Raw genomic sequence first — 21,836 nt, 5'->3', positions numbered from 1 at the left:
CAACAAGAGGCTCTTCCCATGGACTTCAATCCTCAGGTTCTACTGCTGTTCACCAATGCCTTCCTGACCACCGCCCTGTCAGTGGTCATCGTCGGCGTCATCTTGGTGCGCGAGTACCGGCCGACGATACGGCGTCTGGAACAGGCACCCAAGGAAGAAGACACATGCGCATCCAGTGAGCCCGACCCGCGCTCCTGACCCCAACAAGCACAATACCGCTGACTGGAGACACTCGTTATGACTCTGGCGATCTTCGCTACCGTACTCGCCGCCTATGTGGCGGTGGCGGCCTTCCTGGCCCGCCGAATCAAGAACAAGGACGACTTCTATGTCATGGGGGAGCAGGGCTCCACGCTGCTGATCGTCGGCACCCTGGCCGCCACCTTCCTGAGCGCCGTCACCCTGATGGGAATCGCCGGCATCTCCTACAGCGAGGGCCCCCTGGTCATCGCCGCCCTGGGCTCCTTCGGCGCCTGGGTCGGCACCCTGGTCGCCGTGGTCTTCATCGGGCGCAAGCTCAAGGCATTGAATTGTCGCACCATGATGGATTTCTTCGACTACCGCTTTAACAACAAGTGGGTCAGCGTGGTCGCCCTGATCCTGATGGTGGTCGGTCTGCTCGGCTACGGCATCATCCAGCTGATCGGCGCAGGGCTGGTTCTGGCGGAAATCATCGACATTCCCTTCCCGGTCATCATCGTCGCCTTCACCCTGGCGCTGCTGGCCTTCTGTTCGCTATCCGGCATGTACGGGGTGGTCTACACCGACACCATGATGTTTTTCACCATGCTGGCCATCGCCTTCATCATCGCTCCCTTGCTGATCGGCGATGCCGGTTTCGAGGCAATGAAAGGCCTCGGCGAAACGCTTCCCGGCTTCTGGACCGTGGGCGGCGCCAGCGACCGGCCCCTGAGCTGGTCGATCTCGCAGTTTCTGGTATGGATCCTGTTCTTCGCTTGCACGCCGGCACTGGTATCTCGCGTCTTTCCGGCGAAGAACGACTTCGTCATCCTGAAGGTCGCGGTGATTGGCGTCTTCTTCGCCCCGGCCATGCAGTTGCTGGTATTTCTGGCCGCCAGCGCCATGCAGGTCACTCAACCCGGGATCGAACCTACCGATCGGGCCATGATCGTCGGCTTCATGGAGCATACCAACCCGACTCTCGCCGGCATCGGCCTGGCGGGGCTGATGGCATCGATCATGTCCACCGCCTCGACCCTCTTCGTGCTGACGGGGTTCGCTCTGGCGCGCGACCTCTACGAGAAGCTCTTCGATCGCAAGGTCAGCGAGCACAAGGGCGTGGTCCTCGGCCGCATTTCTCAGGCCATAGTGGCACTGATCGTATGTGCCGTGGCCATCTCCCGCCCCGCGGGCATCTACTGGATTTCCATCTACGCCGGCGCCATTTTCGCCGTGGCCTGGCTGCCGACCATCGTTGCCGCCCTGCACTGGCGCCGCATGAATGCCAATGCCGCGCTGGCGTGCATGCTGGTAGGCTCCATCACCTTCATTGCGGTCGGCGAGCTCGAACGTCATGGGGTGATGTCGCTGCCCTGGAACATCGACAACCTTCAGGTCGCCATCGTGCTGGGTACCCTGTCACTCGTCGTCGTGGGCCTGAAGAGTCGTCCCAACGACTACGAGCTGCGCGTCTTCGACGACATTCGCGCCAAGCGTCTGTCCGACACCACCATCAGGGACATCCTCGCGCGCCCCGATGGCGCTCGCGAGCTGATCCGCGAGTACCGTCAGGTGTGGGCGATCATGGCACTGTTCGTGATCATCGCGGCAGCTCTGTGGGGCTATCTGTTCAGCAAGCTGGGCATGTAGCCCATCCCCTTCACGGGCGCCGTCGGCGGCGCCTTTACTACCGACGACTGCGGGCACACCATGGTCCCCCTGGTCCCTGCCCGGAGTCCGTATGAACCACGGCACTCTCATGCCCGAACAATTGCTGGCCATCCTCAATGCGCTTGAAGATGGCATCTTCATCACCGATCTCGGGGGCCATCCGCTATGGGTCAACCAGGCGAGCCTGTCCCAGCTCGAGACCACCGAAGCGCACCTCTACGCCAGCGATGTCTATCAGCTGGAGGAAGAGGGTGTCTTCTCTCCCTCGGTCACTCGGTTCGTGATCGACGAGCGTCGTCCCGTCAGCGTGGTTCACCGCTATCGCGGCAAGGACTACCTGGTCAACGGCAGCCTCTTTCATCTGGACAGCAACGACTCAGGCGAGCCGGATGCCGTGCTGGTGCAGACCCGCAACCTGGACCGCGATGTGCTGGCATCCCGTTCGCCGGACACCACTCAGGCATTGCTCGATCATGTCATGCATCAGCTGAAACGCATTCGCCAGGATCAGGTCGCGACGGAGGCCAACCCGGCCGCTCCCAGTCGCAGCCCCCGCTATCGCCAGTGCCTGGAACGCCTGGATCGCGCCGCCGCCAGTGACACGACCGTCCTGGTGAGCGGTGAAACCGGTGTCGGCAAGAGCTGGCTGGTCAATCGACTGCACCAGTTCAGCCCGCGCTCGGAGCGACCGCTGATTCATGTCAATTGCGCGGCCATCCCCGAGGCCCTGCTCGAGGCCGAGCTGTTCGGTCACGAGCGTGGCGCTTTCACCGGTGCCCACCGCGACGGCCGGGTGGGTTACGTCGCCCTGGCCGAGGGCGGCACCCTGTTCCTCGACGAGATCGGCGAGCTGCCGCTGGCGCTGCAGCCCAAGCTCCTGCAGTTGCTTCAAGAGCGCGAATACCACCCTTTGGGCGGCAGCACGCGCAAGGCCGATGTACGCATCGTCGCTGCCACGAACACGGACCTTCCCGCCCGAGTGCGGGACGGCAGCTTTCGCGCCGACCTGTTCTATCGGCTGAACATCGTGCCCATCGAGGTGCCGCCGCTGCGCGAACGTGCCGAGGACATTCCCCATCTCGCCAACCAGCTGCTCGCCCATATCTCGCGCCGACACAAGCGGCGCCTGACGCTCGAGCGAGATGCCTTGCGGGCCCTGACCCGTCATCACTGGCCGGGCAATGTGCGTGAGCTGGAAAACCTGCTGGAACGGCTAAGCGTTTTCTGCGAGGACGAGACCATCCGGGTTGCCGACCTGGCCCCGGACCTCGATATCGAACCCGCCGGTTCCGCACTGCCCGAAGGGGACACACAGCCCCTGCCGCAACGGTTGGCGCAGCTGGAACACCAGGCCATCCGCGAGGCCCTGGCACTCACCGGCAGCACCCGCAAGGCAGCACGGACACTGGGCGTCACGCAGTCCTGGTTGATGCGCCGAATCAAGCGCCATGCCATCGACACTGACACCCCGACGTCAGAACACACGTCTGTCGACGCATCATGAAACCCTCTAGCGACACACGGCGGGCAGCTCGCCGCGCTCGCCGGCGGCTTGGCGGATCAAGAGCCGCTTGAGGGGCATCAGGCGGTGCGTGCTGGAAAGACCGACGTTACGTATCAATCGTAATGCGGGGTGTCGGGCGCCGAACAGCAGGCGGAAGCCGTCCATCAGCGCCAGCATGGCGGCGTTGTCGCCGCGCCGGCGCCGAGCGTAACGCGCCAGCGTGCGAGCATCGCCGAGCGCCACGCCACGTTGCCGGGCGTGGACGATCTCCTCCGCCAGCACCGCCGCATCCAGGAAGCCCAGATTGACGCCCTGGCCGGCCAGCGGGTGAATGCTGTGCGCGGCGTCGCCGATCAGGGCCAGCCCGGGGGCGGTGTAATCGTGGGCATGACGCTGGGTCAGCGGGAAGTGGTGTACTTCGTCGAGCACGTCGATCTTGCCCAGCCGGTCTTCCATGGCGGCATTCAAGGCCTCGGCGAATGTCGCCGGGTCCAGCGCCAGCAGCCGCTCAGCATGCTCGGGGCGTGTCGACCAGACGATCGAGCAATGGTGATCGTCTTCCTCGACCCGCAGGGGCAGAAAGGCCAACGGCCCGTCCGGCAAAAAGACCTGACGCGCCACGCCACCGTGGGCCTGCTCGCAGCGCAGCGTGGTGACCAGCGCCACATGGCCGGTATCGTGCTCGCGCACCTCGATGCCCGCCAGGCGGCGAAGCGGGGAGCGCGCGCCATCGGCGGCAACCACCAGCGGCGCCATCCAGCGGCTGCCATCGTCGAGGGTCAATGTCTGCGTCTCGTCTTCGCGCTCGATCCCCGACACTCGCGCGCCGAAACGCTGGGTCACGCTCGGCAGGGCGGCGAGGCGTGCTTCGAGCCCCGCCAGGACGACGTCGTTCTCGACGATATGGCCCAGCTCGCGCAGCCCGATGTCCGCCGCCTCGAAGGCGATTTCACCGCTGCCTTCGCCGTCCCAGACGCGCATGCCCTGATAGGGCGAGACACGCCGCTCGGCCATCCACGACCAGACTCCCAGATGCGTCAGCAAGCGCTGCGATACCGGCGTCAGGGCGCTGACCCGAGGAGCGGGCAGGCCGCGACCGACATCGTCGCTGGCCAGCGGCGCCGGACGGGCATCGAGTACCGTCACCGAGATGCCGGCCTCGCCGAGCAGCGCCGCCAGCGCGGCACCGACCATGCCGCCGCCGACGACGATCACCTCGTCGTGTGTCGTCTCTTCCATGTTCGTTTCCTCGTCGGCCGTCATCGCTCCAGCCCCATGGCGCGGCGCGCCAGGGTGCGTCGCAGCGGGCTCACGATATTGAGTCCCACCAGCCCCGCGGCACGCAGGTGGGAAAAGGCGGCATGCTCGATGCCGAACAGGCGGATCAAGCCGTCGCTGAAGCGGATCACGTTACGCCGATCGGCGGCGCGGCGGTTTTCGAACTCGCCCAGCAGGCCCGCACCGCCGGGTGCCTGTCCACGGGACAAGCCGTCCTCGAGGGTCGCGACCAGGTCCATCACGCCCCGCAGGGCGAGGTTGAAGCCTTGCCCGGCCACCGGGTGCAGGGCATGCGCGGCATTGCCCAGCACCGCCAGATGGGGGCGCACCGGCTCGTTGGCCGTGACCAGCGACAACGGATAGGCGTCACGCCGGCCGATGCGCCGGAAACGTCCCAGGCGGTCGCCGAAGGCGTCTTGCAGGCGCCTCAGGCAGACGTCGTCCGACCAGGCCAGGGCGTCTTCGCGCCGCTCGCTGGCATGCGTCCAGACCAGCGCCATCCGGCGTCCCGCCATCGGCAACAGCGCCATCGGGCCTTGCGACGAGAACCGCTCGTAGGCCACGCCACCGTGATCACGACCGACCTCGACGTTGGCGATCAAGGCATGCTGTTCATAGGGCTGCGCCTGGCTGGCGATGCCCAGCCGTTCCTTGAGCCCCGAGCGTCCACCGTCGGCGAGCACGGTGAGCCCTGCCTCCAGGCAGGCACCGTCGCTGAGCGCCAGGCGGTGGCCGTCGGCGATCGGCACGATGTCGTCGACACGCGCCGGACAATGCCAGGTCAGCGGCAACGCCCCGAGGGCGGCATGCAGCACCTGGCCCATCCAGGCATTGGGGATCACGTAGCCCAGCGCGTCGAGGTCGAACTCGTCCGCCGTCAGCCGGGTGGCGCCGAAACGCCCGCGCTCGCTGACATGGATCTGACGAATCGGCGTGGCGCGCTCGGCCATGGTCGCCCACACCCCCAGGCGTTCGAAATGACGGCGCGAGCCTTGCGCGATGGCGCTGGCCCGGGCGTCGAAGCTGGGTTGAAACGTCGCCGCCTGCGCATCGTTCAGTGGCGCCGCCTCGATCACCGCGACCCGCAGCCCATGGCGCTCGATCAACGGCGCTAGCGCACACGCCAAGCTGGCGCCGACCAAGCCGCCACCCACGATGGCGATATCCACCCGATTGCGGGGCATCGCAAACTCTCCCTGTCGGCTCCGAACGTCCCGCCATCGGCGATGGCGGGACACGCTGTTTTGTACCACGTTAAGGGCATGCACGGCAGTCGTGGCGGGCCTCTCCCGGCCACGGCCACCGCGCTTACGTATTCATAACGTAATTACGTAAAGATCATTCATGGCGATCAAAAATTGATCAACGGTCATGCATGAGCGCCTCGATATCCGCCACCGATTTCGGCACATCCGTCGTCAGCACCTCCCGACCCGTAGCGGTCACCGCCACATCGTCCTCGATGCGAATGCCGATGCCCCGATACGCCTCGGGAATATCCTCGGCGTCGGGGATGTAGAGTCCGGGCTCCACGGTCAGCACCATGCCCGGCATCAGCTCGCGTGGCTGTCCCTCCAGGCGATAGTCGCCGACGTCATGCACGTCGAGCCCCAGCCAGTGCGAGGTCGCATGCAGGAAGAAACGCCGGTACCCGTGGTCGTCGATACGCGTCTCGAGCGGACCTTCGAGCAAGCCCAGGCGAATGAGCCCGTCGGTCAGGTCACGCACGACGCCTTCGTGTATCGCCTGCAATGTCGTGCCGGGCGCGACGGCCGCCACGGCACGGCACTGGGCCTCGAGCACGAGGTCATAAAGCTCTCGCTGGGCCGAGGAGAAACGCCCATTGACCGGAAAGGTGCGGGTGATGTCACCGGCGTAGAGGTCGAACTCGCCACCGGCATCGATCAGCACCAGGTCGCCATCGTTCAGCGTCGCGCCGTTTTCGATATAGTGCAGCACACAGGCGTTCTCGCCGCCGCCGACGATCGTCGCATAGGCCGGCGCACGGGCGCCGTGCCAGGCGAATTCGTGTTCGAGCTCCGCCTGCAGCTGATACTCCTGCAGGCCGGGGCACACGCTCCGCATGGCACGCCGATGAGCCGCCGCTGAAATGCGTGCCGCATGACGCATGAGGTCGAGTTCCGCCTCGCTCTTGATCAGGCGGCGCTCGTGGATCAACGGCGCCACATCGGCGAAGGCGCGTGGCGCGCGCGCGCCCCGTCGTGCCTGGGCCGCCAGCTCGGCGCGCAGGGACTCGGCCAGGGCCAAGGTCTCGCCGTCGTCGAAGGGCAGGTAAAGCGTTTCACGGCCATCGAGCAGCTCGGGCAGGAGGGCATCGCGTTCGTCGTTTTCGTAGGCCGCATCCAGACCGTACGTCGTCACGGCCTTCTCGGCACCGATGCGAAGGCCGGTCCAGGCCTCCATGTGCGGATCCTTTTCCTGGCAGAACAGCACCGCCTCGCCGTCCTCGCGGCCGGGTAGCAGCACCAGCAGGGCATCCGGCTCGGGAAAACCGCTCAGGTAATGAAAATCGCTGTCCTGGCGAAACGGGTATTCGCTGTCGCGATTGCGGGTCTTCAACGAGGCTGCCGAGAGCAGCACGGCGCTTTGCGGCGGCAGGGCCGCCATCAGCGACTGGCGGCGGGCACGGTATTCGGCAGGAGAGATCGCCGCAGGACGCGGCAGGGGAGTGCGGGGCATGACAAGCTCCTCGGTCGCGGGGGCACGCCGGGGCGCACCCCGGCGCGCGAGCCCATCAGTGTGTCTGGTCGGGCGGCGTGCTGCCGTCATCCTCGGTGTCGACGCGCTCGACCTGGGGCTGACCGGGGTGCTGCTCGGTGTAGAGCAGCATGGCCGCCATGCGGGCATGCTCGGTCAAGGCGAACAGGTCGTTCTCGTTCTCCGCGGTCTCGTCGAGCTCGATGTCGAACTCGGTGAGCGAAGCGAGATCCTCGAGCACTTCGCGCAGGGCCGCCGACCAGCCATCGCGCTTGTCGCTGGCGACTTCGGCGACGGCCTCCAGGAAGCCCTGAGTCCACTCCTGGAGCCCGCGGGCGCGCTCGGCGAGGGAGAACAGCTCATCCGGCAGCAGGGGCTCGAAATTGAGCTCCGGCGCGGCCAGGGCATCGAGCGTCTGCTGTCGCCAGGCGAGGAGCACTTCGCCATCCTCGCGGCTCTTGGGTTGATCGACGCCCAGGGTCGCGCAGACTTCCTCGAGCCAGGTGTCGGCGGCGATATCGTCCAGCGCCAGACGCGCGCACAGGCGGCCGTCGAGAAACGCCGGAGACTGCAGACTGCCATGGGCGAGGAAGGTGTCGGCGACACGGGAAAAATCGAGTTGTTCGTCGATGAGGGACATGAAACGGTCCTATGGTGTGGCAGGCCGCCGGGGCGCGTTGACCGCGACCTGGCGGCTCTTTATAGTGATCGATGGCTTACATGGCGGCGAACGCAGGCTCGCGACGGCAGGATGCCGATGTCGTCGAGGCCGTTCCCACCACCGCGCTCGGCGCGGAAACCTGGTTTCATCTTACCGCATCGGGCCCGACCTTGGCCCGCTCTGGAGCGACCCATGACCGACGCCTCGCGGCCGACGATCGAAATCACGCTGCTGGGACGCCCCTACGTGATTGCCTGCCCGCCCGACCAGGAAGACGATCTCAAGCGCGCGGCGCGCTATCTGGATCGCGCCATGAACGGCATCCACGCCCAGGGCAAGGTACAGGGCGCCGAGCGAATCGCCATCATGGCGGCGCTGAACATCACCCATGAACTCCTCGAGGCGCTCGACAACCAGCGCGAGGGCGAAGCCAGCCTGTCGCGCGTCAACGAGCGCCTGGAAAATGCCCTGGCCAATGTGCCCTCGAATGCGGACGATGCCGCGACCTGAGGTTTAACGTTTTGGCGACGCCCCGGTGTCTGCTAGGATAGAGACGTTCCCTGAGGTGTTCGCCAGTCGTTGTATTCCCTCGAGCCTATGCGCATTACCACGGGGGCCAAATGCTAGACGGGTCTGTGTGCATGTCCGTGCGACGGAAAGCCTGATGACTCGTCTGCGGCCACCCACCTTGAACCTTTAGGTTCAGGGCCAAGACGACAGCGGCACTTTGGGGAACCTCCCATCATGACGCATGACGCTACCTCCGACATGCCCAGCCGGCGACAGCTTCGCCGCACTCTTCGCCAGCGCCGACGCGGCCTTTCCGCAGCGCAGCGCCGCCAGGCCGCACGCCTGTTGAGCCAACGCCTGCGCCGCTTGCCGGAAGTCAAACGCGCACGCCGAGTCGCACTCTATCTACCCAACGACGGCGAGATCGATCCTCGTCCGCTGATCGACTGGTTTCGACGGCGCGGGGCCCACGTCTATCTGCCGGTACTGCGTCCGCTATCCGACAACCGGCTATGGTTCGTGCATTACCACGCAAGCACGCCCATGCGCACCAATCGCTTCTCGATCCCCGAGCCCTGTACGCGCCATGGCGCGCACCATGCGCGACGCTTGCCCGCCTGGGCGCTGGATCTGGTGCTCATGCCGCTGGTCGGCTTCGATGCCAGCGGCAATCGACTGGGCATGGGCGGCGGCTTCTACGACCGCACCTTCGCCTTCCGGCGTCTGCGCCGGCCGCACCCGTGCCTGATCGGTCTCGCTCACGATTGTCAGTACGTCGAGCGGCTTCCCGCAGCGGACTGGGACATCCCCCTGGATGCCATCGTCAGCGATGCCCGCGTGGTTCGCCCGACTCGCACTTGAGCCTGGCAGAAGCTGGCAAAGCCCGGAAATGGAAACGGCCGCTGACAGTGAACTGTCAGCGGCCGTTTGCACGGTCATGCGACTCTCGGCAGTGGAACCGACCGGCGGTCGGCTCGGACGCCTAGGTACCCATCAATGTTTGTGCGTACCCTGTCGCGACCACTCCCAAGCCGAACACCAGTACCAAAGCCATGACCAAATCAGGCTTGCGTTTCATTTCCTGCTCCGTAAGAAACGGTTGTTTTACCACCCCAAATAACGCATACGACTATAGGCTCAGCTATCGGGGTTGACAACGGCCCTCGGGCATTAGAATGAAACGTTTGGTTAACGAACATCGTTCGCGCCGGACTTCCTTCATGCCGCCGACATGAGAGCCTATCGGGAGACAGTTTCTCATAATCGGCGGCTATGAAGGCAGCGTCGTCTCGAAGTCCCCGTCTCAGGCCATGAACAGACGATAGGCGGGATTGTCGGATTCCTTCCAGTAGCGATAGCCGATGCGTTCGAAATGTTCCTCGACATGCGCCCGGGCGCCATTGGGGATCTGCATGCCCACCAGCACTCGGCCATACGCCGCGCCATGGTTGCGGTAGTGGAACAGTGAAATGTTCCAGTCGCCGGGCAGATGAGTCAGGAAGTTCATCAGCGCCCCGGGGCGTTCGGGGAACTCGAACCGGTAGACTTCTTCGCTGAAGTGCTCCTTGGGACGCCCGCCACCGAGATGGCGAATATGCAGCTTGGCCAGTTCGTTGTCGGTGAGGTCCTCCACCGGATAACCGGCCTCGCGCAACTTGTCGATCACCGCCTGGCGGTCCTCGCCGCCCGGCTTGACCTGCACGCCGACGAAGATGTGCGCGTGGTCGGGGTCGGCATAGCGGTAATTGAACTCGGTGACCATGCGCTTGCCGATGGTCTTGCAGAATTTCTTGAAACTGCCCGGCCGTTCGGGAATCGTCACCGCCAGAATCGCCTCGCGCTGCTCGCCCAGCTCCGTGCGCTCGGCGATGTGCTGCAGACGATCGAAATTGGTGTTGGCGCCCGAGTTGATGCACAGCAGGGTCTCGCCCTCGGCGTTCTGCTGCTGGATGTATTTCTTGAGCCCCGCCAGCGACAGCGCGCCGGAGGTCTCGGCGACCGCCCGCGTATCCTCGAAGATGTCCTTGACCGCCGCGCACATCTCATCGGTGGTGACGGTGATCACGCCATCCACCCAGTGGCGCAGGATCTCGAACGGCGCTTCGCCGATCTGCGCCACGGCGACGCCCTCGGCGAACACGCCGACCTGGTCGAGGGTGACCCGTTCGCCGGCTTCCAGGGCCGCCTTGAGGCAGGCAGCGTCTTCCGCCTCGACCCCGTACACCTTGATCTCGGGGCGCAGGTACTTGATGTACGCCACCACGCCGGCGAGCAGGCCGCCACCGCCCACGGGCACGAATACCGCGTCCAGCGGTCCGCTGTGCTGACGCAGGATCTCCATGCCCACCGTGCCCTGGCCGGCGATCACGTCGTTATCGTCGAAGGGCGGAATGTAGGTGTAGCCATGCTCGTCGATCAGCTCGCGCGCATGTGCCAGCGCCTCGCCGAAGGCATCGCCCTTGAGCACGACCTTGGCGCCACGCGCGCGCACGGCCTGGACCTTGATGTCGGGCGTGATGCGCGGCATCACGATGACCGCCTTGACGCCCATCTGCTTGGCGGCCATGGCCAGGCCCTGGGCATGGTTGCCGGCGGACGCGGCGATCACGCCCTTGGCCTTCTGTTCATCGCTCAGCTGGGCCATCTTGTTGTAGGCGCCGCGAATCTTGAAGGAATAGACCGGCTGCAAATCCTCGCGCTTGATCAGAATCGTGTTGTTGAGACGGCGGGAGAGAAAGGGAGCAGGGGATATCGGCGTTTCCCGGGCCGCTTCGTAAACGCGAGCCTGGAGGATTTTCTTGACGGTCTCTTCTAGCATTCTGGTGTGTCCTGCGAATTCGCGCGTCTCATTGGAAAACCGGCTCCCACTCCCCGCGCCCCGCCGAATCGGGCAAGACGCCGTCGCCGCGAGCGGCACGGACAACGAGAATGAGCGCCAGCATGGGGCCAAACCGGTAGCAAACTTCCATTGTTAGCAGAGCGCGCGGCGTGGCGTCCAGCCCCGGGCACTGCCATGTCGCTGTCACGCCCTCTTACCGCACGACGATAAGCCTTATAATGGGCACCGCACTTCGCTTTACTCGCCAAGACGGACACGACATGACCCAGGACGAACTCAAGCGCGCGGTGGCCGCCGCCGCCATCGAGGAAATCACGCCCTTGCTGGGGCGCGACACCATCATCGGCGTGGGCACCGGGTCCACCGCCAACTTCTTCGTGGACCTCCTCGCCGAGCACAAGCATGACTTCCTCGGCGCGGTGGCAAGCTCGGAAGCCACGGCCAAGCGCCTGCGCGATCACGGCATCGACGTTTACGAGCTCAATCACGTGGGCACGGTGCCGGTCTATGTCGACGGCGCCGACGAGATCGATGCGCACTTCAACATGATCAAGGGCGGCGGTGCGGCGCTGACGCGGGAGAAGATCGTCGCGGCCTGCGCGGAACGTTTCGTGTGCATTGCCGACGCTTCCAAGCGCGTCGACGTGCTCGGCGGCTTTCCGCTGCCCATCGAGGTGATCCCCATGGCGCGTTCCTACGTGGCGCGGGAGATGGTCAAGCTGGGCATCACGCCGGTCTACCGCGACGGCGTGGTCACCGACAACGGCAACCAGATCCTCGACGGTTACGAATGCCTGTTCGAGGACCCCAGGGCCATGGAGCAGCGCCTCAACAACATCGTCGGCGTGGTGACCAACGGGCTCTTCGCTCAGCGCGGTGCGGATGTGCTGCTGCTGGGAACGGAGCATGGCGTCGAGCGCCACACGCCCTGACGACACGGGCCGTGCACTCCCGCGGCGTGGCGGGCTAGCGTGTCGGCGTGGCCGGCAACCGCGCGGCGATGCCCGCCAGGGTCGCCTCCAGGGCACCGCGATTGGCGTCCACCACGGCTTCGCCGGCGGCTCCCAGCCCGCGGCGCGCCTCGGGGTCGTCGGCAAGCGCCACCAGGGCATCTCCCAGTGCCGCTGCATCGTCCACCTCGCGCAGGGCCTGTGCCTCGCGCAGGGTCGCGGCGATGTCCTCGAAATTCTCCAGGTGCGGCCCGGTGAGCACCGGCACGCCGAGTGCGGCGGGCTCGAGCAGATTGTGTCCGCCGATGGGCATCAGGCTGCCGCCCACGAAGGCGACATCCGCCGCGGCATAGAAGCGCATCAGCTCGCCCATGGTGTCGACCAGCAGAACGCTCGTCGCGGCGTCGGGTGTCTCGCCCTGCGAACGCCGCGCGATACGCTCGCCACGCGCCATGCAGAGCTCGGCCACGGCCGCGAAGCGCTGTGGATGACGTGGCACCAGGACCAGCAAGGCCTGCGGATCGCGCTCACGCAGCCGGGCATGGGCATCGAGCACCTGCTCGTCTTCGCCGTCATGGGTGGAACCGGCGACCCACACGAAGCGTCTTCCCCAGGCTGAATGTAAGCGCTTACCCTCATCACGAAATCCGTCGTTGAGCGGCAGATCGAATTTTATCGACCCGACCACGTCGCCACGTGCGCGGGGCAACCCCAGCGCCACGAAGCGCTCCAGGTCCGCCTCCGACTTGGCCGCCAGCCAGCTCACCGCACCCAGTGCACCATGCAGCAGTGCCCTCACCCTGCGATACCCCTGGAAGGCCTTCTCCGAGAGCCGTGCGTTGGCCACCACCACGGGCACCCGCTGCCGGTCGCACGCCGCCAGCAGGTTGGGCCACAGTTCGGTTTCGACGATGATCGCCAGGCGCGGTCGCAAGCGCCTCATGAAGCGCCGCGCCGCGCCCGGAAAGTCCAGCGGCAGGAAGTAATGCGTCAGCGCATAGCGCTCGGCGGGAAACAGCGCCCGTACGCGCTCGGCGCCGGTCGCGGTCATGGTGGTGACCACGAGGCGGTGATCGGCATGGCGTTCGGCCAGGGCCTCGATCAGGGGACGCGCGGCCAGCACCTCGCCGACCGACGCGGCATGCAGCCAGACCGTCGGCGTCTCGTCTACCGCGGCGATCAACCCCAACCGTTCCGCACGCTTGTTAGTGAGCGCATGCTCACGCCACACGCGCCACCAGATCAAGGGCGACAGGAGATACAACGCGCCGCTGTAGAGGCCGCGCGCGAGACGGGGCGTGAGCATCGCGCCTTAGCCTTCCCGGTCGAGAATGGTGTCGATCATGGCGGTAGTCGAGACGCCGTCCTCGAAGTTCAGCACGCGAACCTCGCCCCCGGCGGCCATGACCGCTTCGCCGCCGGCGATGTCCTCGGGACGATAGTCGCCGCCCTTGACCAGCACATCGGGCAGCACCTCGGCGATCAGTCGCGCCGGGGTTTCCTCGCCGAAAGGCACCACCCAGTCGACGGCACTCAAGCCCGCCAGCACCTGCATGCGGCGCTCGAGGGCGTTGATCGGACGCTTGGGCCCCTTGAGGCGCCCCACGGAGGCATCGTCGTTGACCGCCACCACCAGCCGATCTCCCAGGCGCTTGGCCTGCTCGAGGTACGCCACGTGGCCGGCATGCAGGATGTCGAAGCAGCCATTGGTCATCACCACCCGCTCGCCACGCAACTTGGCCGCGCGCACCGCGTCGATCAGCGCGCTTTCCTCGATGGGACCGAACTCGGCGAGCTTGTCGCCATGCAGTGCCGTGTAGAGCTCGGCGATGGACAATGTCGCGGTGCCCGGCTTGGCCACCACCAGCCCCGCTGCCAGGTTGGCCAGCATGATCGCCTCCGGGTAGCCATGCCCCGCCGCCAGTGCCAGGCCGAGCACGCCGATGACGGTATCCCCGGCGCCGGTCACGTCATAGACCTCGCGGGCATGGGTCGGCAGGTGCAACGGCGCGTGTCCCTCGCGAATCAGCGTCATGCCCTTCTCGCTGCGCGTGACCAGCAGCGCCTCGAGCTCCAGCTCGGCACGCAGGCGCTCGCCCTTCTCGGCCAGCGTGGCATCGTCGGGGCACGGACCCACCACCGCCTCGAATTCCCCGAGATTGGGCGTGATGATGCTCGCGCCGCGATACTTGGCGAAGTCATGCCCCTTGGGATCGACCAACACTCGCTTGCCGGCGCCACGCGCGGTGGCGATCAGCGTCTCGACACGATTGAGGCTGCCCTTGCCGTAATCGGAGAGGATGACCACGTCGGCCTCGGGCAGCGCCGCTTCGACGCGCTCGGTCAGGCCCTGGGTGTCGATTTCCCACAGCGATTCCTCGAAGTCCAGACGCAGCAACTGCTGGTTGCGGCTCATCACGCGCAGCTTGGTGATCGTGGGTATCTCGGGGCTACGGTAGAAGTAAGTACTTACATCGCAAGCTTCGAGACGTGCCGCCAGCAAGTCGGCGTTTTCATCCTCGCCGACCACGCCCGCCAGGGCCGCATGGGCGCCCAGCGCGGCGATGTTGAGCGCCACGTTGGCGGCACCGCCGGGACGGTCTTCCGATTCGCCGACCTTGACCACCGGTACCGGCGCTTCCGGCGAGATGCGCGAGGTGCCGCCATGCCAATAGCGGTCGAGCATGACATCGCCCACTACCAGCAAGCGGGCCTGTTCGAGGACGGTCAGATCAAGTTTCATGGTCGGGCTCCGGGCGGGACGAGGCGGACGGCGCGGCGTTCAGCAAGGCATCGAACTGCGCGATGACGTCGTCGGCGTGGATCAGGCTCATGGCATCGGGGTGGCGCACGCGCGCCCCCCAGGTGATGGCCTCCGGCGATTTGTGCAGGTAGCGACGCACGGCATCGGGGTAACGGTCGACCACGAAGTCGCGCCAGCAATAAGGCGCGGCGCGCTCGGGATTGGTCGTGGCGTAAAGCCCCAACGTGGGGGTGCGCAGCGCATTGGCCATGTGCACGGGGCCGGAATCCGGGGCGATCACCATGCGCGCGCGGTCGAGCATTGCCAGCAGGCCCTTGAGCGAGGTCGCGCCGATGGCATCGATAACCGCCTCCTCAGCGCACAGGGCGCGAATGCGCGCGCCCATTTCCTGCTCCTGGGTACTGCCGCCTCCGGTCATGACCGTGCGCAGGCCATGCTCTTGCCAGGCATGCGAGATCACGGCGGCGTAGCCTTCGGCGGACCAGTTGCGGAAATTGCGCAAGCGTGGATTGGCGCACGGGCTGATGACGATATACGGCGCGTCGCCGGTCACGCGTGCCGCTTCCTGGTAGGCGGTGTCGGGAATCGCCAGGTCCCAGCGCAGCGGCTCGGCATCGACTCGCTCGGCACCGCCCAGCAGACGGGCGAAATCGAGGAAGGAGTCGAGCACGTGCGCACGGGGGTGAGGTGTAAGTTGGCGGTGCGTGAACCAGTGCTGCCAGTCCTTGGCACGCGCCTTGTCATAGCCGATGCGCAGATCGGCCTTGAGCCCCAGCGAGAGCACGCTCGCGCGCAGCGCCTGTTGCATGTGCAGCAGCACATCGAAGCGCGTGTCGCCCAGCTGGCGCCACACCTCGCGCATGCCGGCCAGGCCCGTGGCCTTGTCGTAGACGATGAACTCGACCCCCGAGAGGCCGGCCAGTAGACTGTGCTCCCCCTTGCCGATGATCCAGGTAATGCGGGCATCGGGCCATAGGCGCTGCAACACGCGAATGGTCGGGACGAGGTTGCAGACATCGCCCAGCGCGGAGAGTCGCAGCACGCCGATATGCGCGGGACGGACGGGCAGAGGATGCTTCATGCGGTTGGCAACATTCCAAACGGGAAAGGCATTCATTCTATATGATGCCGACATTCTATGTGACGCCGGCCAAGGGCCACAAATCGACGCGGATTGGTTCACGCCCGCGTTCTGGCGCTCGCGCGACGCCGTGATCGGCGAAGCCCCGGGACGCGGGGCCAGCCTCTTCGTCGCGCATGGCGACGAGCGCTGGGCCCTGCGGCCCTATCGGCGCGGCGGCGCGATCGCCCGCGTGAGCGAACGCCGCTATGTCTGGACCGGGCTAGAGCGCACGCGCGCCTTTCGTGAAATGCGCCTGACCGCCGCCCTCGAGCAGCGTGGCCTGCCGGTACCCACGCCGGTCGCCGCCGCCGTATGGCGCCACGCCCTGAGCTACGAAGCGGCACTGATCACCCGCGTGATTCCAGGCGTGCAGGCCCTGGCCGAGCGCCTGCCGACGGCGGACACGCCCCTGCTGGCGCGTGTCGGCCAGACCATCCGCCGCTTTCACGACGTCGGGCTGGATCATGTCGACCTCAATGCCCGCAACCTGCTCGTCGATGCCGACGACCGCGTCTGGCTGATCGATCTCGACCGCTGTCGGCTGCGTGCGCCGGGCCGCTGGCAAGAAGCCAACCTGGCACGCCTCGAGCGCTCTCTGGCGCGCTTTTCTCCCACGACGGCGGGACGCGCTTTCACCGCGATTGTCGATGGATACCGACACGCTCCCCGCGACTCACGATAAGGTGGTCCCCGCATGCAAGATACTCTGAGGCGACGCTGGCGCGGCACGCTGGCGTTCGCGCTGTTGCAGTTGCCCCTCATCTGGCTGGTGGCCCTGCGCTACACGCCTTATCTCGCCGTGCCCGACGACCCCATGGGCGTGGCTTACCTGGTCCTGACCTGGATCGGCCACTTCGGCATGCTGGCATTGCTCGGCTGGCTGCCACTGGGCGTACTGGCCCTGCTGCTGAAGGCGCGCTGGCTATGGCTGCCGGCGGCGCTGCTGGGCGCGCTCGGCCTGTGTGCGCTGTTGCTGGATACCGTGGTCTATGCCCAGTACCGCTTCCATGTGAACTACTTCATGGTCTCGCTGTTCTTGAACGACGAGAATGGCGAGATCTTCAGCTTCACGACCTCGACCTGGCTGGTGGTGATCGGCTGCGTGCTGCTGGCCCTGACCCTGGAAGGCTGGCTCGCCCAGCGCCTGATCGCGGGGGGACGAGGCCGTCGCCTGCCGGTCGGCTCGGCGTGCGGCGTGGTGCTGCTGGCCCTGCTGGGCAGCCACGCGCTGCATATCGTCGCCGACGCCCGCTACATGCGCAGCGTGACCCAGCAGGTCGGCGTCTATCCGCTGCTGTTTCCCACCACTGCCAAGGACTTCATGGAGGAACACGGCTGGCTCGATCCCCGCGCCGCCCGGGCCGCGAACGCCGATATCGAGGCCCGGCAGGCACAGAATCTCGATTGGCCCAAGAACCCGCTGAGCTGTCAGGCCATGCAGCCGCCCAATGTGCTGGTGGTGCTGATCGACTCCTGGCGCGCCGACGAATACGGACCGAAGAACACGCCCAACCTGCATGCCGCACTGAACGAGAGCGGCCGGCGCTATCTGAATCACTACAGCGGCGGCAACGCGACCCGCAACGGCACCATGAGCCTGTTCTACGGCCTGACCGGCAACTACTACGCCTATCTGAACGACTCCCAGACGCCCCCGCTGCTGCTGACGCAGTTGCAGAAGCAGGATTACGCGCTGGGCATCTTCTCGTCCGCCAGCCTCGGCAGTGTCGGCTTCGACCGCACGATCTTCTCGTCGATCGAGTCACTGCGGATGGACACCCAGGGAGACTCGCCCGCGGACCGGGACCGGCAGATGACCGAGGACTGGATGCACTGGCTCGGCCGGCAGGAACGGCAGGACGCTACCCCGTGGTTCGGCATGCTGTTCTACGATGCGCCCCACGGCTATGACGTCCCGGCCGACGCCGCCCAGCCCTTCCAGCCGTCGGTACAGAACATGGACTATCTCGAGCTGGGTCCCGAGACCGATCCCCTGCCGTACTTCAACCGTCATCGCAACGCCGTGCATTACGACGACGTCCTGCTCGGCAAGACCATCGACGACCTGAAAGCCAAGGGCGAATGGGACGAGACCCTGCTGGTGGTCACATCCGACCATGGCCAGTCATTCGATGATTTCGACAAGAACTATTGGGGCCACAACGGCCACTTCGCCTCGCCGCAGACCCGTGTGCCGATGCTCGTCAACGGCCCCGGCGTCGAGCCGGGCGAGGTCACGGGCATGACCAGCCACCTCGACGTGGCCCCCATGCTGATGCGCCACGCCCTGGGGTGCAGCAACCCGCTCTCCGACTATGCCATGGGCGAGGACCTGCTGAAGCCCGGCATCGACCATCCCTGGGTGCAATCCAGCAGCTACATCGACTACGGCATCATCGAGCCGAACCGGATCACGGTGGTCGATGGCACCGGTCAGTGGGAGATCGTCGACCGCCAGCTCGATCCGATCGAAGGCGCCGAATTCTCGCCGGCGGTGTTCGACGCGATGCAGTGGTTCCGCCGCTTCTATCGCCAGGGCTGATCGATGTCTTCGTAAACCGCCCGCAGCCCGGTGACGTGCTTGGCCAGCGTGAAGCGCGCGTTGGCCAGCCGACGCGCGGCCGTTCCCAGTTGCTCACGCAGCGCCGGGGCATCGCGCAGCTCGCGGAGTGTCGCGGCCCAGGCCGCCGGGTCCTGCGGGTCGACCAGGCGTCCGCAGCCGGCTCCGATGAGCTCGGGGATCGCGCCGCTGTCGGACCCCACCACGGCCTTGCCCGCTGCCATCGCCTCGATCACCGTCAGGCCGAAGGCTTCGTTGCGTGACGGCACGCAGACGATGTCGAGCACTTCGAACAGCCGCGCCAGGTCGCGCCGAAAGCCCGTGAAGGTGACACGGTCCTGCAGGCCTCGCTCGGTGACCTGCTGACGCAGGGAGGCGATGAAGGTGGAGTTGCCGCCCTCGCCCGCTTCCAGCCCGCCGATCAGCACCAGGTGTGACTGACGGTCGCCTGCGTCGACCAGCCGCATGAAGGCATCCAGCAGGACCTGCTGTCCCTTGCCCGGCGTCAGACGCCCCGGCAAGGCGATCGCCACCGCCTCGCGCGGAATGCCCAGATCATCGCGCAGCGTCTGGCGTTCGGCTGCCTCGAGACGCGGCGTGAACCGTGCCGTGTCGACTCCCAGATAAAGCGGCGTGATACGTGACGCCGGCAGCGGAAAGGCCTTACGGTTGCGCGCCAGCGTCGCCTCGCTGATCGACAGTACGCGGTTGACGCGGCGATACACCCAGCGGTGGTAAGGGTCGTGCTTGGGACGCGTCACCCCCATGTGATCGGTGAAGATCAGGCGCAATTCGGGGCACAGGCATTTGAGCAGCGCGCCCAGGCGCAGATCGCTCGACTTGTGGCAGTGCACGACCCCGATGCCGCGCCGGCGCAACCAGCGCACCAGTGCCGGCAATTGCCACAATGCTCGCGAGGGTGAGCGCACACTGCGCACCTCGACCGCTTTGCTGTCGGCCAGCGCCTGGGCCAGGCGCGTGCCTTCGAGCGTCAGCACGTAGGCACGCCACCCCTGGCGCACCAGCTCGGGTATAATGCGCACGGGGTACATTTCCAGCCCGCCCCAGCCGCGGGATAAACAGATGTGCAAGACCTTGTGCTGCAAGGCAAGCTCCTCGGACAATGGTCGACTCACGCGTCGACGCCACCGGGCACAGGAGACTCGATGACCCAGCCGCGCCCACAGCGCATCCTCGTGGTACGCAACGACAAGCTCGGCGACTTCATGCTCGCCTGGCCGGCCCTGGCCTGCCTGAAGAGTGCTCATCCCGACAACCATGTTGCCGTGCTGGTGCCCACCTATACGGCGCCCCTGGCGCATGCGTGCCCGTGGGTCGACGAGGTGATTCTCGACCCCGGCGACGGTGCGCCCCGGGACCAGCGCAAGGCCTTGCGTGCCGCGCTGCGCGCGGGAGGCTTCGACGCCCTGTTGACGCTGTTCTCCACGCCGCGCATCGGCTGGCTGGGGTGGCGCGCCGGCATTTCCCTGCGCATGGCGCCTGCCACCAAGTGGGCACAGGTATTTTACAACTTTCGCATTAAGCAGCGTAGATCGCGATCGCAAAAACCCGAGTACGTCTATAACCAGGAGCTCGCGCATGCGCTGCTGCGAGCGCTCGGCCAGGACATCCCCGCGACGGCGCCCCCCTACTGGCCGCTTCCGGCACAGGCGCGCGATACCCAGCGCCAACGTCTGCGCGAGGAGCTGGGGATCGCTTCCTCTGCCCCCTGGTGGTTCCTGCACCCCGGCAGCGGCGGATCGGCGGTCAACCTCAGTGTGGCGCAATACATCGATCTGGTCGTCTCGTTGAACGGATTGCTGGCGTCGCCGCCGAAGTGGGTCATCACTCACGGCCCCAACGAGGAAGCCACGGCCCAGGGACTGGTCGACACCCTCGAGGCTCACGGCATCGAGGCATGGCTCATGCCGCCGAGGGCCAGCCTCACCGATTTCGCCCTGACCCTGGCCGCCGCCGATGCGTTCATTGCCGGCTCGACCGGCCCCTTGCACATCGCCGGCGCCCTGAACCGTCCCACGATCGGCTTCTACCCGGCCAAGCGCTCGGCGACGCCATTGCGCTGGCAAACCTGCAACGCCGAGGAACGTCGCCTGGCCTTCAGTCCCCCGGCCGACGACGCCTCCGCCACCGACATGTCACGCATCGACATCGGCGCGGTGGCGCGCCATATCGCCGATGCCTGGCCGTCCCGCGCGGCCACCGAGGAAACGCCATGAAACCGCTGACCGGAATCGTCATCACCCTGAACGAACAAGCCAACATCGCCGATTGCGTGCGCTCGCTGCGCCGCGTCTGCGACGAGGTCATCGTCGTCGATTCGTTGAGTACCGACGACACCGTGGCCATCGCCGAGGCCGAGGGCGCCACGGTGATCTCGCAGGCCTATCTCGGCGACGGGCCGCAAAAGGCCCACGGCGTGCCGTTCGCCAAGCATGACTGGATCCTGGCCCTAGACGCCGACGAACGCCTCGACGACGATGCCGTGGCACTGATCGAGTCCCTGGCACTCGACGACCCGCGCACCGCCTACAGTTTCCGGCGCAAGAATTACGTGGCGCGTCACTGGATTCGTGCGGCCGGTTTCTATCCCGACCCCGTGGTCCGCCTGTATAACCGCACCACGTCAGGTTATTTGCCCAAGAAGGCGCATTCCTCGGTACAGGCACCCCGTGTGGAGGCGACCTCGGCCCATCTGCGCCATTTCACCTACGAGGACATGTCGCACTGGATCCGGCGCATCGACACCTTGTCCAGTCGCGACGCCTGGGCCATGAAGGAACGCGGCAAGCGCCCCTCGCGGCTGAGCCCGATACTGCATGCGACGAATGCGATGCTGCGCAAGCTGGTCTTCAAGGGCGGGCTCTTCCAGGGCATGGACGGCATGACGGTCGCCATGACCACGGCGTTTCATGCCTACATGAAATACGCCAAGCTCAATGAGCTGTACGAACTGGAACGCGACGCGTAAACGCCATGCCATGTGGCCCAGGAAGGTGCCACTCATCGCCCTCGGCGTTGTCATACACTTGTCATCATGACTCATGCTTTCGTGATCAG

At 66.1% G+C, this 21,836-nt stretch carries 19 protein-coding genes and 1 other RNA gene; 11 read left to right on the top strand and 9 right to left on the bottom strand.

The window, feature by feature from the left end:
* The first annotated feature begins 18 nt into the window (after positions 1-18).
* From CSAL_RS00155 to CSAL_RS00145, 3 genes are all read left to right on the top strand, one after another.
* Complete coding sequence (locus CSAL_RS00155; RefSeq protein ID WP_011505340.1) at positions 19-198, top strand: hypothetical protein; 180 nt, start codon at positions 19-21, stop codon at positions 196-198.
* A gap of 39 nt (positions 199-237) precedes the next feature.
* Positions 238-1,830: a sodium:solute symporter family protein gene (locus CSAL_RS00150; protein WP_011505339.1), complete on the top strand. Its 1,593-nt coding sequence runs from the start codon at positions 238-240 to the stop codon at positions 1,828-1,830.
* Positions 1,831-1,921: 91 nt separating this feature from the next.
* Entirely contained in the window at positions 1,922-3,355 is a 1,434-nt protein-coding gene (locus CSAL_RS00145) for a sigma-54 interaction domain-containing protein (protein ID WP_011505338.1), read from the top strand.
* Positions 3,356-3,361: 6 nt separating this feature from the next.
* Here CSAL_RS00145 and CSAL_RS00140 read toward each other — a convergent pair whose 3' ends face one another.
* The 4 genes from CSAL_RS00140 to CSAL_RS00125 form a co-directional block, all read right to left on the bottom strand.
* Positions 3,362-4,618 (bottom strand): UbiH/UbiF/VisC/COQ6 family ubiquinone biosynthesis hydroxylase, encoded by a 1,257-nt coding sequence (locus tag CSAL_RS00140; protein WP_011505337.1) that lies wholly within the window; start codon positions 4,616-4,618, stop codon positions 3,362-3,364.
* A complete protein-coding gene (ubiH, locus tag CSAL_RS00135; protein WP_011505336.1) occupies positions 4,615-5,817 on the bottom strand; it encodes a 2-octaprenyl-6-methoxyphenyl hydroxylase in 1,203 nt (400 codons plus the stop codon). Before ubiH ends, CSAL_RS00140 begins: the two co-directional genes overlap by 4 nt.
* A 178-nt stretch (positions 5,818-5,995) precedes the next feature.
* Complete coding sequence (pepP, locus tag CSAL_RS00130) at positions 5,996-7,333, bottom strand: Xaa-Pro aminopeptidase (RefSeq protein WP_011505335.1); 1,338 nt, start codon at positions 7,331-7,333, stop codon at positions 5,996-5,998.
* Between the two features lie 55 nt (positions 7,334-7,388).
* Entirely contained in the window at positions 7,389-7,991 is a 603-nt protein-coding gene (locus CSAL_RS00125; protein ID WP_011505334.1) for a UPF0149 family protein, read from the bottom strand.
* Between the two features lie 213 nt (positions 7,992-8,204).
* Between CSAL_RS00125 and CSAL_RS00120 the strand changes: the two genes are divergently transcribed.
* From CSAL_RS00120 to CSAL_RS00115, 3 genes are all read left to right on the top strand, one after another.
* On the top strand, positions 8,205-8,522 hold the full coding sequence (locus CSAL_RS00120) for a cell division protein ZapA (RefSeq protein ID WP_011505333.1): 318 nt from the start codon (positions 8,205-8,207) through the stop codon (positions 8,520-8,522).
* A gap of 44 nt (positions 8,523-8,566) precedes the next feature.
* A non-coding RNA gene (gene ssrS / locus CSAL_RS17070) (6S RNA) lies at positions 8,567-8,750 on the top strand.
* A 6-nt stretch (positions 8,751-8,756) separates the two neighbouring features.
* A complete protein-coding gene (locus CSAL_RS00115) occupies positions 8,757-9,383 on the top strand; it encodes a 5-formyltetrahydrofolate cyclo-ligase (RefSeq protein WP_011505332.1) in 627 nt (208 codons plus the stop codon).
* A 442-nt stretch (positions 9,384-9,825) separates the two neighbouring features.
* Here CSAL_RS00115 and ilvA read toward each other — a convergent pair whose 3' ends face one another.
* Positions 9,826-11,439: a threonine ammonia-lyase, biosynthetic gene (ilvA, locus tag CSAL_RS00110; protein ID WP_258305871.1), complete on the bottom strand. Its 1,614-nt coding sequence runs from the start codon at positions 11,437-11,439 to the stop codon at positions 9,826-9,828.
* Between the two features lie 182 nt (positions 11,440-11,621).
* On the opposite strand from ilvA, the gene rpiA reads away from it, so the two are divergent.
* On the top strand, positions 11,622-12,293 hold the full coding sequence (gene rpiA, locus CSAL_RS00105) for a ribose-5-phosphate isomerase RpiA (RefSeq protein WP_043557803.1): 672 nt from the start codon (positions 11,622-11,624) through the stop codon (positions 12,291-12,293).
* Positions 12,294-12,327: 34 nt separating this feature from the next.
* Here the strand turns inward: rpiA and waaA are convergent, their stop codons facing one another.
* The 3 genes from waaA to CSAL_RS00090 are packed head-to-tail and all read right to left on the bottom strand — an operon-like array spanning position 12,328 to position 16,156.
* Complete coding sequence (gene waaA, locus CSAL_RS00100; RefSeq protein WP_011505329.1) at positions 12,328-13,617, bottom strand: lipid IV(A) 3-deoxy-D-manno-octulosonic acid transferase; 1,290 nt, start codon at positions 13,615-13,617, stop codon at positions 12,328-12,330.
* A gap of 6 nt (positions 13,618-13,623) precedes the next feature.
* Complete coding sequence (gene hldE / locus CSAL_RS00095; protein ID WP_011505328.1) at positions 13,624-15,054, bottom strand: bifunctional D-glycero-beta-D-manno-heptose-7-phosphate kinase/D-glycero-beta-D-manno-heptose 1-phosphate adenylyltransferase HldE; 1,431 nt, start codon at positions 15,052-15,054, stop codon at positions 13,624-13,626.
* The gene (locus CSAL_RS00090; RefSeq protein ID WP_035414057.1) at positions 15,044-16,156 is read right to left on the bottom strand and encodes a glycosyltransferase family 9 protein; all 1,113 of its coding nucleotides are present in this window, start codon (positions 16,154-16,156) and stop codon (positions 15,044-15,046) included. The genes hldE and CSAL_RS00090 overlap by 11 nt, the downstream gene beginning before the upstream one ends.
* On the opposite strand from CSAL_RS00090, the gene CSAL_RS00085 reads away from it, so the two are divergent.
* Positions 16,155-16,880, top strand: a complete 726-nt coding sequence (locus CSAL_RS00085; RefSeq protein WP_043557802.1) for a 3-deoxy-D-manno-octulosonic acid kinase — start codon at positions 16,155-16,157, stop codon at positions 16,878-16,880. The two genes, CSAL_RS00090 and CSAL_RS00085, sit on opposite strands and share 2 nt — an antisense overlap.
* A 12-nt stretch (positions 16,881-16,892) precedes the next feature.
* Positions 16,893-18,740 carry a DUF3413 domain-containing protein gene (locus CSAL_RS00080; protein ID WP_011505325.1) on the top strand — a complete coding sequence of 616 codons (1,848 nt, stop codon included), beginning with the start codon at positions 16,893-16,895 and terminating at the stop codon, positions 18,738-18,740.
* Here the strand turns inward: CSAL_RS00080 and CSAL_RS00075 are convergent.
* Complete coding sequence (locus tag CSAL_RS00075; RefSeq protein WP_224113427.1) at positions 18,725-19,864, bottom strand: glycosyltransferase family 4 protein; 1,140 nt, start codon at positions 19,862-19,864, stop codon at positions 18,725-18,727. The genes CSAL_RS00080 and CSAL_RS00075 overlap by 16 nt on opposite strands.
* A 60-nt stretch (positions 19,865-19,924) precedes the next feature.
* On the opposite strand from CSAL_RS00075, the gene CSAL_RS00070 reads away from it, so the two are divergent.
* Both CSAL_RS00070 and CSAL_RS00065 read left to right on the top strand, forming a co-directional pair.
* Positions 19,925-20,995 carry a glycosyltransferase family 9 protein gene (locus CSAL_RS00070; RefSeq protein WP_011505323.1) on the top strand — a complete coding sequence of 357 codons (1,071 nt, stop codon included), beginning with the start codon at positions 19,925-19,927 and terminating at the stop codon, positions 20,993-20,995.
* Positions 20,992-21,747 (top strand): glycosyltransferase family 2 protein, encoded by a 756-nt coding sequence (locus CSAL_RS00065; RefSeq protein WP_011505322.1) that lies wholly within the window; start codon positions 20,992-20,994, stop codon positions 21,745-21,747. Before CSAL_RS00070 ends, CSAL_RS00065 begins: the two co-directional genes overlap by 4 nt.
* The last annotated feature ends 89 nt before the right edge of the window (positions 21,748-21,836 follow it).

It is taken from the genome of Chromohalobacter israelensis DSM 3043 (genome assembly GCF_000055785.1).
Lineage (GTDB): Bacteria > Pseudomonadota > Gammaproteobacteria > Pseudomonadales > Halomonadaceae > Chromohalobacter > Chromohalobacter israelensis.
Note: the sequence above shows the minus strand (reverse complement) of the source record. Positions and strands in the feature narration are given on the sequence as shown.